Source organism: Streptomyces sp. NBC_00525 (assembly GCF_036346595.1).
GTDB lineage: Bacteria > Actinomycetota > Actinomycetes > Streptomycetales > Streptomycetaceae > Streptomyces.
Window position 1 is genome coordinate 5,749,806 of record NZ_CP107834.1, and the last position, 12,218, is coordinate 5,762,023.

Annotated in this window: 10 protein-coding genes; all 10 read left to right on the forward strand. The window is 72.9% G+C overall.

Annotated elements, in window-relative coordinates; translation table 11 throughout:
- Positions 1-102 precede the first annotated feature (102 nt).
- The 10 genes from OG710_RS25265 to OG710_RS25310 all read left to right on the forward strand — a co-directional run bounded on the left by OG710_RS25265 (position 103) and on the right by OG710_RS25310 (position 12,212).
- Positions 103-1,821, forward strand: coding sequence for a condensation domain-containing protein (locus OG710_RS25265; RefSeq protein WP_330241361.1), 1,719 nt, complete (start codon positions 103-105; stop codon positions 1,819-1,821).
- A 77-nt stretch (positions 1,822-1,898) separates the two neighbouring features.
- Complete coding sequence (locus OG710_RS25270; protein WP_330241362.1) at positions 1,899-2,546, forward strand: hypothetical protein; 648 nt, start codon at positions 1,899-1,901, stop codon at positions 2,544-2,546.
- A gap of 90 nt (positions 2,547-2,636) precedes the next feature.
- The gene (locus OG710_RS25275; RefSeq protein ID WP_330241363.1) at positions 2,637-2,897 is read left to right on the forward strand and encodes an acyl carrier protein; all 261 of its coding nucleotides are present in this window, start codon (positions 2,637-2,639) and stop codon (positions 2,895-2,897) included.
- Complete coding sequence (locus OG710_RS25280; protein WP_330241364.1) at positions 2,894-5,002, forward strand: beta-ketoacyl synthase N-terminal-like domain-containing protein; 2,109 nt, start codon at positions 2,894-2,896, stop codon at positions 5,000-5,002. The genes OG710_RS25275 and OG710_RS25280 overlap by 4 nt, the downstream gene beginning before the upstream one ends.
- Complete coding sequence (locus OG710_RS25285; protein WP_330241365.1) at positions 4,999-6,420, forward strand: class I adenylate-forming enzyme family protein; 1,422 nt, start codon at positions 4,999-5,001, stop codon at positions 6,418-6,420. Before OG710_RS25280 ends, OG710_RS25285 begins: the two co-directional genes overlap by 4 nt.
- Positions 6,421-6,423: 3 nt before the next feature.
- The gene (locus OG710_RS25290; RefSeq protein ID WP_330241366.1) at positions 6,424-7,689 is read left to right on the forward strand and encodes a phosphoribosyltransferase family protein; all 1,266 of its coding nucleotides are present in this window, start codon (positions 6,424-6,426) and stop codon (positions 7,687-7,689) included.
- Positions 7,686-8,273, forward strand: coding sequence for an orotate phosphoribosyltransferase (locus tag OG710_RS25295; protein WP_330241367.1), 588 nt, complete (start codon positions 7,686-7,688; stop codon positions 8,271-8,273). The genes OG710_RS25290 and OG710_RS25295 overlap by 4 nt, the downstream gene beginning before the upstream one ends.
- Complete coding sequence (locus OG710_RS25300; protein WP_330241368.1) at positions 8,270-8,968, forward strand: IMP cyclohydrolase; 699 nt, start codon at positions 8,270-8,272, stop codon at positions 8,966-8,968. The genes OG710_RS25295 and OG710_RS25300 overlap by 4 nt, the downstream gene beginning before the upstream one ends.
- Positions 8,969-9,083: 115 nt before the next feature.
- Entirely contained in the window at positions 9,084-10,244 is a 1,161-nt protein-coding gene (locus OG710_RS25305; RefSeq protein WP_330241369.1) for a nucleotidyltransferase family protein, read from the forward strand.
- A gap of 93 nt (positions 10,245-10,337) precedes the next feature.
- Positions 10,338-12,212, forward strand: a complete 1,875-nt coding sequence (locus tag OG710_RS25310; RefSeq protein ID WP_330241370.1) for a non-ribosomal peptide synthetase — start codon at positions 10,338-10,340, stop codon at positions 12,210-12,212.
- Positions 12,213-12,218: the final 6 nt, after the last annotated feature.

The window sequence follows — 12,218 nt, forward strand, 5'->3', positions numbered from 1 at the left end:
CCAACTGCGGGCCGAAAAGGCGCTGTTGACGCTGTTCGCACAGCCGTCGCGCGTCGAGCGGCCGCAGTTCCCTACCGCACCGGACGGAGAGTGTTCAGCGCTGTGACCGCTACGAGCGACACGTCCGGGAGCCCGGCGACCGGGGCGCGGAATCCGGGAAACATCGCCTTCTCCGGCCCGGCGCGCGGACCGGGCCCCCTCATGTGGGCGCAGCGACTCCTGTGGAACGACTCCCAGTGGATGGGGGAGGAGGCGCACTACTTCAACATGGCGCTGTCCGTCCCGGTGCCCGACGGACTGTCGTACGACCGGGTCATGGACGCACTGAGCCGCGTCGTCCACCGCCATGAGGCGTTCCGGAGCCGCATCACCCTCGCCGCCGACGGGGAGCCGCTCCAGGAGGTCCTCGCCTCCGGGGAGCTGCCGGTCCTCCTCGCGGAAGCGTCCGACGAGGCCGTGGACGAGGTCGCCGCGCGCTGCCGCGAAGAGCTGTCCGGCCGCTCCTTCGACCTGCTGGCGGACCGGCCCGCGCGCCTCTGCGTCGTCACCGTCCGAGGGGTGCCCGCGAGGGTCGTCATGGTCCTCTCCCACGTGTTCGCGGACGGCGGCGCGACCCGGGTCCTCTCCCGGGAACTGGCCGAACTGATGAGCGCGCCCGTCCCGCCCGCCTCCTGGGCCGTACCCGCCCCGCAGCCCCTCGACCGCGCCGCCCACGAACAGTCGCCGGCGGGCCAACGGCTCTCCGCACGCGCCCTCGAACGGCTGGAGCAGCAGCTGCGGACGATGCCGCAGACCATGTTCCCCGGACCCCGGCTCACGCCCGACCCGCACCGCTTCAAGCGGCTCGAAATGAGCTCCCCGGCCCTCACCGAGGCGCTGCGCCGGATCGCCGGGCGCGACGGCACCACCACGTCGAACGTGCTCCTCGCCGCCACCGCCCTCATGCTCGGAGCGTTCACGGGCAACCGGCGCGTGGCCTTCAAGACCATCCTCGGCAACCGGTCCTTCCCCGACCTGAAAGGCATCGTGAGCAGCGCCGTGAGCAACGGCCTGGTCCGTGCCGACCTCACGGACGGGTCTTTCACCGAGCTGGTCCGATCCGTGGCGCAGGCCACCAAGGCCGACCTGCTGCGCAGCCAGTGCGACCCGGCCGCGCGCGACCGGCTGATGGCGCGGGTCAACGGCGAACGAGGCGTCCACCTCGACCTCTCGTCGTTCTTCAACGACATCCGGGTGTTCATGGGCGGGCGCTCCGCCGAGCCGGACCACGACGCCGACCTGGACGCGCTCACGAGCCGTACGCGACTGGCCTGGATCGGCGAGTGGGACCGGCAGGACGCCAAGTTCTTCTTCCACGCCCGGACCCTGGGCGACTGCGACCACGTCTACGCCATGATCGACACCGCCTTCATGCCGGCCGAGTCGGCGGAACGGCTGATGCGGGGCCTCGAACGGGTGCTCATCACGTGCGCCGGCGCCGACCTGCCGCTCTCGGAGCTGCGCGACCTCGTCGCCGCCGACGGCTGCCTCCCCCCTGCCAGGGGCGCGGACTGGGCCCTGGTGGACGAGTGCTGGGTCCACCTGCCCGACGTCGTGTCGATGCTCTCCGGCCTCCTCCCCGGCCGGCGCGTCGAGGCCGGGCTCGGGGAAGGGGCAGACGGCCCCGTCCTGACGGCCCGGATCTTCTGCGACGAGCCCGTCGACGTCGCGGAGCTGCGCCGGGCGGCGCACCGCGCCCTGCCGGACTTTCCCTCGGCGATGGTGCCCGCGCTCGTGACCGTCGTCCCCACCGGAAGCGCCCCCGAGGGCCCCCCGGCATGACCTGATCTCCCGCACTCATCCGACCGTTCGCCGAATTCCCTGGGGGAACCGTGGCCATCAGTACGTGGAACGATTTCGTGACAGCCCTGCGGGGCGAAGTCGACTGGCGCGACAGCGCGTACATGGAGCGGCAGGCACCCGTCGTCGAGGAGATCCTGCGGGCCGCGGCCGCCCGCCCCGAGGTCTTCGCGGAGCGCACGGACCAGATCCTCGCGGACGCCGAACTCTTCCGCAGCCTCGCCCCGCACTCCGCGTACCCGAGAATCCTCATGGACAAGTTCGTCCTCCACATGGAACCGGGCAACGGCTTCCGCATCCGGCTGCACCGCTTCAAGACCAGGCGGCAGAACGGCGGCGCGGAGGAGCGGGTCCACTACCACAAGTGGCACTGCAGCACCGTCATGCTGCGGGGCGGCTACCGGGAGAAGCAGTTCGAGATCCTGAAGACCGACGAGGCGGCCGGTACGTCCCTGCTCCACGAGGACCTCGAACACTCCCTGGCGGAAGGGGAGTCCAACTCGCTTCCGGCCGGTCGGCCGCACCAGGTCATGAACGACAGCGACACCGACCCCTGTCTGACCCTCTTCGTCCGCGGCCCCTCCGTCATGGGCGCCGCGCGCATCTTCGACCTGGAACGCGGCACCTTCTACGACACGTTCGACCCGGACGGCCAGCTGAAGGTCGGACTGGCGGCCATGGGCCGACTCGACCCCGACTTCCACTGACACGGTCCGGGACCACCACTGACACGGTCCGGAACCACCACTGACCTGGTCCGGTCGGACAGAGACTCGGACAGAGACAAGGACGAGCACATGACCGAGCAGGGCATCACCGACGCTCTGGAAAAGTTGCTGATCGCACACAGTCCCGAACTGCGGGACGGCAGCGCGACGGTGTCACCGCAGGCCAGGCTGGTGGACCTCGGCATCGACTCGCTGGAGCTGCTGTCGCTGGCCGCCGACATCGAGGACGCGTTCCGGATCGACATCGACGACAGCGATCTCGACGCCGCGAAGACCGTGGCCGACCTCGCGCGTCTTGTGGACGGCGTCTCCGGGCTCGGACCGAAGTGACCGGGGCCACGGGGGTAGCGGTCACCGGCATGGGCTGCGTCTCGCCCTTCGGGGCCGGGGTCGCGAGTTTCTGGGAGGGCCTTTACGCGGGACGGCCGCCGAAGACCGCCGACTGGCCCGGCGCCTCCGCCTACCGCACCGCCGCCGTACACGAAGTACCGGGCTGGAACGGGCCGTTCGAGGACCGCCCGGCCGACCTGCTGGCGGCGGCGGCGCGCGAGGCCCTGGACCGGGCCGCTCTGGCGCCGCAGCACCTGCGTACCGCCGGGCTGGCGCTCGCGTCCACGAGCGCGGGCTGGCACCTGCCGGACGTCGCCTTCGGCGCGGTGCCGCCCGACAGCGGGACCGACGCCAGGCGGTACCGCAAGGAGGGACCGGCCGTCTCGCTGCGCGAACAACTCGCGCTCGACGGGCCCTGTGCGGTGCTGTCCTCCGCGTGCGCGTCGAGCACCGGGGCGCTCGCCTGGGCCGCCGAGCGGATCAGGAGCGGCGAGACCCCGGTCGTGCTGGTCGCCGCGGTCGATGTACTGGCCGAGGTCGTCTTCGCGGGCTTCCACTCGATGCGCCTGCTGTCCCGCACGACGACGCGGCCGTTCTCCGCGGACCGGGACGGCTTCGTCCTCGCGGAGGGGGCGGCGGTCGTCGTCCTGGAGGACGCCCGGCACGCGGCGGAGCGCGGGCACCCGGCCCTGGCCGCCCTCCAGGGCTGGGGCGCCAGCTCCGACGCCGTCCACCTGACGACCCCCTCCGCGCAGGGCATCGCCCGGTCCCTGAACCGGGCGCTCGCCGACGCCCGCCGCAGCCCGGAAGAGATCGGCCTCTACCACGCGCACGGCACCGCCTCGCAGGCCGGCGACCTGGCGGAGGCGCAGGCCGTGGGCGACGTGCTCTCCCACGACGGACTCCCGGTACCGGCCACGGCGACCAAGGCCGCCGCCGGGCACACCGAAGGCGCCGCCGGGCTCTTCACCTTCATCGCCGCCACCGAGGGACTGATCCGGAACGCGACGCCCCCGGTGCCGCACTCCGGGGAGCAGGACCCGCGGACCGGGGCGCTCGCGCTCTCCGACGGACACGGGCCCCACCCCAGGGGTTCGGTCGTGGTGCACGCCTCCGGATTCGGGGGCGCCAACTGCACGGTGGTGCTGGACGACCGTCCGGCCGAACCCCGCCCCCCGGCCCGTAGACCCGTCCACGTGTACGCGGCCGCCTCGGTCGCGGACGGCCGGGCCACCGCCCGCGGCTGGTCCGCGGGGTGGGCCGACGGATCACCCGCCGTGCCCGCCGCGCCCGTGGGCAACCCCCGCCCCGACCGGACCTGCCTCCTGGTGGCCGACGCGGTCGGCGCCCTCCTGGGCGGCCTGCCGGAGACGACGCGGGCCGACCTCCTCGCCGGTGGCCTCCTGCTCGGCACCGAGTACGGGATGCAGAGCCACCACGCCCGCATCTGGACCGCGCTCCAGGAGCGGGGGCCCCGCCGCGTCGACCCGATGGACTTCGCGCTGTCCACGTTCAACACCCCCGCCTCCATGGCGTCCGTCCTCTTCGGCGTCACCGGTCAGACCGAGACCTTCCTCGGCCGGACGGCAGCGGTCGAGGCACTCGTCTCGGCCGCCCACCTGGTCGCGACGGGAAGGGCGTCGGCCTGCCTCTCCGGAGGCTACGACGCCCCGGAGAACCGGCTCTGGGCGGAAGCGGGGGACCCCCCGGTCCCACCGAGGGGCACCGTGATCGCACTCGGCTCCGGGCCCGCCCGCGGCGAGGCGTCCGCGGTCGAGCTGGTGGCAGCGGTCCGGCTCCCCGTCGCCGCCGCGCCGGCCGGGCTCGACGTCCTGGAGGAAGGGCTCGCGCGGCTCTGCCAGGACAGGCCCAAGACCCTGATCGCCACCGGGCTGGACCACACGAGCGCGGTCCTCGCCCCGTACTCCGGCTGGACGGAGCACGAGGCGCCGGGCGGCGCCGCCGAACCCCTGACCGCCCATCTGGAGGCCATGGACATGATCGCGCGCGGCGAGGTCGAGGAAGCGGTGGTCGCCGCCACGGGCGCCTACTCCGCCACGGTGCTCGTCCACTACCGGCGTCCGGGCACGGAGGGGGCGGCATGATCCTCGACCTCCTCCACGGCCACGCCGCGGAACGCCCGCACGCCCTCGCACTGGCCGATCCCGAGCACACGCTGACCTGGTCCCAGCTGGTCGACCGGGTCGCGGAACGGGCCCGCGAACTGGCCCCCGCACCCGGCGTCCGCCCCGGAATCGCCGCGCTCCACCGGCCGGGCGACTGCCGGTGGGTGATCGACTTCCTGGCCCTGCGGTCCTGCGGACACCCGGTCCTGCCCCTGCCCGAGGCCATGCCCGCCGCCACCGCCGAAGCGCTGGCCCGCGACATGGGAGCCACCCTCCTCGTCTCCGCGAACGGGGCCGGACGACTGCCCGGCCCGGAGCCCGCGGAAGCGGACACCGACCCCATCGCGCTGGTGCACCTCACCTCCGGAACCACCGGCACAGCCAAGGGGGTCCTGCGCAGTGCGGCGAACATCGAGGACGAGGCCGCCGCGGTCGCGCAGGCGCTCGGCCTCGGCCCGGAACACCCGGTCCTGACCGGCACCCCCGTATCGCACAGCTTCGCCTCCGGGCTGCTCACCGCGGCGCTCCGGGCCGGCGCGCCGACTCTGCTGACACCCCGTTACGACCCGGCGGGGATGGTCCGGATGGCGCACGAGCACCGCCCCGGAACCATGTGCGGCACCCCCTACGTGTTCCGCGCGGTGGCCCGTGCGAAGGAGGTCCGCCGCAGCGGCCTCCCCGGGCTCCGCCACCCGCTCTCCGGGGGCGCCCCGCTGCACCCCTCCTGGGCCGAGGCGTGGCAGCAGGTCACCGGTGTGCCCATCTGCCAGGAGTACGGGCTGTCCGAGGGCGGCATCGCCACGATGAACCTCGCCGCGCGCCCGGACACGGTGGGCTCGGTGGGGCTGCCGGTTCCGGGAGTCACCGTGCGCGTCCTCGGACCGGACGGCTCACCCCTCGGGGCGGGGCAGGCCGGACGGGTCGTGATCGACCGGCCCGCGACCCCCGCCCACTACCTCACGGGCGGCGGCGGACGGGCGCCCGTCCCCACCGCCCCGGCCCTTCCCGGAGACGGCCCCGGCGCGTCCTTCGTGGAGACCGGCGACCTGGGCAGCCTCGACGAGCACGGACGGCTCCGGCTCACCGGCAGGACGAAGGTGCTCATCAACGTGGCCGGCGCGAAGGTCAGTCCGTTCGACGTCGAGCACCACCTGCTGAACAGCCCGTCGGTCAAGGACGCGGTGGTGGCCGGGGTCCCGGACCCCGACCGCGGCGAGATGGTCGCCGCCCTCGTCCACGCCGACCCCGGCACCACCACCTCGGAGCTGGCCAAGCACCTCCGTGAACGCCTCAGCAGTTTCGCGGTACCCCGCCGCTGGGTCTTCACATCCGACATCCCGCGCACGGCTTCGGGCAAACCCGACCGGGCACGTGTCCTCGCCATCCTGGAAGGCTGATCGTTGATTCTCGAAGACTCCTACGCCGCAGCGAGGGTGGTCGACTCCGGCCGCTACCTCACCAGCGTGAACGAACTGTGCGACCACATCCCCGCGCTGCGACCGCGGTTGCTGGAGCATGTGACGGGACGACTGCTGGCCGCCCTGGACCTGGAGGGGTGCACGAAGATCCTGGTCGAGGAGGAGAAGGGCGCCGTCATCGGTGCCGCCGTTTCGCTGGCCACGGGCATCCCGCTGGCCATCGCGAGGACGTACCCGTACGCCGTGCCGGGACACCGGGTCGACTTCGACAGCGAGTACACGCGGGGCTCCCTCTTCGTCAACGGGATCGAAGCCGGTGACCGGGTCTGCCTGGTCGACGACACCCTGTCCACCGGCGGCACCCTCATCGCCCTGGTGGACGCCGTCCGCGAGATCGGCGCCGAGGTCGTCGACGCGGCCGTCGTGGTGGAGAAGGCGGCCAACGGCGGCCGGGAAGCGCTCCGCTCGCGCACGGGCCTGGACATCACCTCCCTCATCCGGATCGACGTCACCCCGGACGGCGTCTCGGTACGCGACCCCTCCGCCGGCCCCCGACCGTCGCGGAACCCCGACGCGGCCGGCTTCCTGCGCCGGATGCGGCCCCACACCGCGCCCGGCCTCCTCGTCGTGGTCGAAGGCACCGACGGCGCCGGCAAGACGACCCTGGTCAACGGGCTCAGCGCCGAGCTCAGGGCCGCCGGACACCAGGTGTTCGACACCTTCCAGCCGACACCGAGCGCCCGCGCCACCGAGGTCTTCCGCGGCTTCGCCGAGCGGGGCGGCGACGACCCGACGATCCACCGGGCCCTCTACCTCGTCACCCTGGGCGATCGCCTCTACCACGCGCGGGCCACGATCCTGCCCCGGCTCGAAGCGGGCGAGACGGTGCTCTGCGACCGCTACATCTACACCACCGTCGCCAACGCCCTGGCCCGGGGACAGCACTTCGACGGCTGGTTCCAGGACACGGTCGCGCTGCTTCCGCAGCCGGACCTCGCCCTGCTCGTGCACAGCCCGGTCGATGTGGCCGTCAGCCGCATCCGGCAGCGCCCCGAGGAGCGCGACCGGCCCATCGACGTCGCGCACATGACCCGCGTGCGCACCGGCTTCCTCGACCTCGTCGACGCCGGTCACCTGACCGGCCTGGACACCTCGGTCCGCGAAGCCGACGAAACGCTCCGCACCGCCCTCAAGGCCGTCGAGGCCGCACGCGCCGACCGCGAGAGCGCGCGGGGGACCCGGGCATGACCTCCGCCGCCCTGGCACAGGCGCTGCTGGACCGCGCCCCGTTCGTGACGGCCCACCGGTCGGACGGCCTGCTCCTCAGCGACTACTTCGACGGCCACCGGGTGCTGGGCGAACCCGCGCTGCTGCACGCCCTGGCGCTCGCCCTGTACGAGCGGATCGCCGCGACGACCGCCGACGTGGTCGCCGGTGAGGTCGCCGCCGGCGGCCAGCTCGCCACCGCCGTCTCGCTGGTGAGCGCGTCCGCCGCCCGCCCCCTGGAGGCCAGGGCCGTACGGCGCACGGCCAAGGACTACGGACTCTCCGGGCGCCTGTCCAGCCGGGTGCCCGAGGGTACGCGCTTCGCGGTGGTGGACGACGTCGCGGGCACCGGTGCCGCCCTCGAACGCACGGTCCTCGAACTGCGGCGCCAACAGCATCCGGTGGTGGGCGCGTTCGTCATACTTGACCGGCAACAAGGGGCGGCCGAAGCGCTCGAACGCATCGACTGCCCGCTGACCGCCCTGTTCCGGCTCGAAGACCTGACTCTCCTGCGCCGGCCGGACCGGGCACCCGAATCTGCAACGAGTAAGAGGACTGGCACATGAAGCATCTCGGCGAAGCACTCCGCGCCAACCGGTACCCCGGCCGGCTGGTCGTGCTGGCCCGTACGCACGACGGCGTTCTCACCGCCGCGTACGCGCTGACCGGGCGCAGCGAGGCGTCCAGGGCCCGCCGCCTGGACGGCTCCGCGGCCGGGGAGCTCGCGGTCGTACCCGTGGGCGCGCAGGACAACGACGCGCTGCGCCACTACGTCGCCGCGTGCGTGGCGGGCCCCTGGACCGTCTACGGAAACGGTGAGCAGGTTGCCGAGGTGGCGGCCCGGCTGACCGGCGGGCAGTCGCCGGCCGAGGCGCTGCACGGCCTGGACTACGAGCCGGACCCGCCGATCTTCACGCCCCGGATCACCGTCGTGGTCGAGCGGGCCGACGGCAAGGCGTGGCTGGGTGCCGCGCGCCGGCCCGAGAACGGCCGGGAGAGCACCGACACCACCGTCACCGCGGTGGGCCCGCTGCCGGTCGGTCACGGCGTCCTGCTCTCCACGTACGAGTCGGACGGCGTCCAGGTCGCGACCGCCCGCCACCACCGGGACGTCCTGGTCGAGGCCGGGGACGCCGAACAGCTCCTGGAGGAGGTGTGGCAGACGCTGGACCACGAGTTCCGCGTCGCCGCCACGGCCTTCGCCCCGCAGGACGGGGTGGCGGGGCAGGTCCGGCACGCCGCGGACGTGACGGCCGGCTAGCCGGAGGCGGCGCCGTGGGCCGGGACGCACGACGACCCGGCCCACGGCGCGCTCGCGACCGTCCCCCGGTGGCCCCGCGAGGCCCGGACCCGTACACACGAGAAGGCGAGAGAACATGTCCCCGCTCACCGTCGCCGAACGCATAGGCATCATCAGATCCAGCCTCGCCCCCTTTCCGGGAGAGGCCACCGGACCGCACCGGGACTGCTTCGACCGCCTTCTGGAGCGCCACGGCGACGCCACCGTCTACGCGTACCTGCGGCGGCGCAACGTCATCAACGCGACCCTCGTCAGCCATGCCGGCCACCCCGCCGTGGCCGCCGAGGACGGGCCGTTCCAGCTCTACCGGACGGCCGCGCTGGCGATCCGCGAGCTCCACCGCACCGAACTGGCGTCGGTGGCGGCCGAGTTCCGGGCGCAGGACGTTCCGCTGCTGGTCTACAAGGGCCTGGCCCTGGACGCCCTGATCGACAACACAGAGGCCCCGTCGTTCAGCAACGACATCGACCTGCTCGTACGGAAGGCCTCGCTGGCCGACGCCAGGAAGATCATCGAGGCCCTGGGCTACGAGGCGGGCATCCGCATCGACAACGGCCGGGTGCGGCGTATGCCCGCGCGCATCAGCAGAATGACCGAGGAGTCGATCTACTCGTACGGCCAGGTCCAGCCGTACCACCGGCTGGTGCCCGTCCCCGCCCTGGAAGGCGTGGCCGACCGGGTCCGGGCGCTCATGCCCCGGACGTTCTGCACCCTGTCCGGACAGCTGCACGTCAGAATCTCGATCGACCTGCACTACAGCCTGAACCTGCTGACCGAGGACATCGGCACGCGCGTGAAGCCGAGCGAGGACAGCTGGTGGGAGGGGACCCAGGAGCTCCGCGTCGGCGACGCGGCCATCCGGACGCTCAGCGACGATGTGCTCGGCTGGGCCCTGCTGCACCGGCTGTACGTGGACTGCACCGTCCTCCAGGAGACCGGCCTCAAGTCCCTGTGCCACATCAAACTCCTGTGGCACCGGGGCCGTTTCGACCTGGATGGAATCCACGAGGCGGCACGCCGTCACCCCTATCTGGCGCCGTCCGTGCACCAGGCGCTGCGGGCGGTGGACAGCATCTGCGACCTGGGCCTCCAGGGGCTGGTGCACCCGCGGGAGTTCCGTACCGCCGCCGCTCCGCTGATGAACGTCGGGGACTGCCTGCCCGCCCTGCTCGACTTCGGTGTCTCCTTCGACCTGACCGAGCTCGAACAGGGCGGCGCCGGCGCGCGGTTCTACTGATGCGGCGCCGCACGGCAGCGGCCCCCTCTTTTGTTTGCGGCACACCAATGTGTTTGCGGCACACCAACTGAATTCTCGTGGGCAGGGTGAGGAATGTCGTTCGACCGGAATCCGTGGAGCCGTTGCAGCCCGACGGACAGGAAGATCATCGAAGAGCTCCAGGGACACCCGGAGGACGTCGCTCCGGATGAGGTGGTGGGGCGCGTCGCCGACAACTACCGGAACCTGGGGGCGCGCACCGCCCTGGTCGACGGCGATCGCGCGTGGAGCTACGAGGAGCTGGGGCGCAAGGTGTTCGCCCTCGGCGCCCGCCTCGCGGCGATGGGCGACGAGCAGGGCCGGAAGACCTTCGCGGTGTCGATCGGCCGCTCCGCCGAACTGGTCGCCGCGACCCACGCCGTCGCACTGTCCGGCCACGCGTACTGCCCCCTCGGCACCGGTGACCCGCTCGCCTGGCGGAGCTCGATCGCCTCGCGCGGCGGCGCCGCAGCCGTACTCGTCGACGGCGACACGGACGCCGAGGATCTGGGGATACCGCGGTTCGACGTCAACGGCGTCGACGACGGCCCGGCGCCGGACTTCACCCCCGTACGGCCGGCGGCGGACGACCTGTCGCAGGTGATCTTCACCTCCGGATCGACCGGGCGGCCGAAGGGCGTCCTCTGCACGCACGGCGGCTTCGCCAACCGCATCCACTGGATGCAGCGCGCCTTCGCGCTGACACCGGACGACCGCGTCGCGCTCAAGACACCCTTCACCTTCGACGTGGCCGGCTGGGAACTGTTCTGGCCGCAGTACGCCGGAGCACGGACCGTGGTGGTTCCCGAGGGCGCCCACGCCTCGCCCGAGGCGCTCATCGACCTCTTCACCCGGCACCGGGTCACCGTCACCCACTTCGTCCCCTCGATGCTGCGGCTGTGGCTCCAGGCCGATGGCGCCCGGCGATGCCCGGACCTGCGCCTGGTCCTCTGCAGCGGCGAGGCACTCGGCGCCGACCTGGCCGAGGAGTTCCGCCGCCGGAGCGGGGCCCGGCTGCACAACCTCTACGGACCGACCGAGGCGTCCATCGACGTCACGCACTTCGACGCGAGCGAGGACGCCCGTACGCCGGTGCCCATCGGCCGCCCCATCGCCAACACCCGGATCTACATCCTCGACGACGACCGGCGGGTCTGCCCCGTCGGCGAGACGGGCGAGATCTACATCAATGGGCTCGGAGTGGCCGCCGGCTACACCGGGGCCGACGCCCGCGACAATGAGCGCTTCACCCCGCTGGACATCCCCGCCCCGGACGGCTGGCGGACCTTCCGCACCGGCGACCGGGGCACGTACACCGCGGACGGCCACATCGAGTACCAGGGCAGGGCGGACGACCAGGTGAAGATCCGCGGACAGCGGATCGAACTCGGCGAACTGGAGGCCGCCGTCCGCGACCACCCGGCCGTGACCGACGCCTGCGCCCGCACCTACGAGAGCGCCACCGGCCGGCTGTGCCTGGCCGTGTACGCCGTCGTCGCCCCGGAGTCGCACGGCACCGACATCGGCGGCGCGATCACCGAGCACCTGGTGGGACGGCTGCCGAGCCGCTCACTGCCCGGCCGGATCGTGCTCGTGGACGAACTGCCGCTCAGCGCCCACGGAAAGGTCGACCGGACCCGTCTCCCCGTCCCGTCCCGCAACCGCCCCGAGCCGGCACGCCCGTTCCTCCCTCCCGCCACCCGCCTGGAGGTCCACATCGCCGAGATCTGGGCCCGCGTCCTGGACCTGGACGAGGTCGGCCGCGACGACAACTTCCACGACCTGGGCGGCGACTCCATGGCCGCGGTGGAGGTCTCGTTCCTCATCGCCGACCGATTCGGCCTGGACTACGACCACGACCTGGTGGCCGAGATCCTGATCAGCGGCGACACGGTGGCGGCCTCGGCGAGGATCGCGGCCGAGGCGGGCGTGAAGGACCACGAACTCTGACCCACG

What these genes read in the sequence shown, in the direction of transcription:
- OG710_RS25285 (WP_330241365.1), top strand. Translation starts at nt 4,999, where the DNA reads ATGATCCTCGACCTCCTCCACGGCCACGCCGCGGAACGCCCGCACGCC.
- OG710_RS25305 (WP_330241369.1), top strand. Translation starts at nt 9,084, where the DNA reads ATGTCCCCGCTCACCGTCGCCGAACGCATAGGCATCATCAGATCCAGC.
- OG710_RS25310 (WP_330241370.1), top strand. Translation starts at nt 10,338, where the DNA reads ATGTCGTTCGACCGGAATCCGTGGAGCCGTTGCAGCCCGACGGACAGG.
- OG710_RS25295 (WP_330241367.1), top strand. Translation starts at nt 7,686, where the DNA reads ATGACCTCCGCCGCCCTGGCACAGGCGCTGCTGGACCGCGCCCCGTTC.
- OG710_RS25300 (WP_330241368.1), top strand. Translation starts at nt 8,270, where the DNA reads ATGAAGCATCTCGGCGAAGCACTCCGCGCCAACCGGTACCCCGGCCGG.
- OG710_RS25275 (WP_330241363.1), top strand. Translation starts at nt 2,637, where the DNA reads ATGACCGAGCAGGGCATCACCGACGCTCTGGAAAAGTTGCTGATCGCA.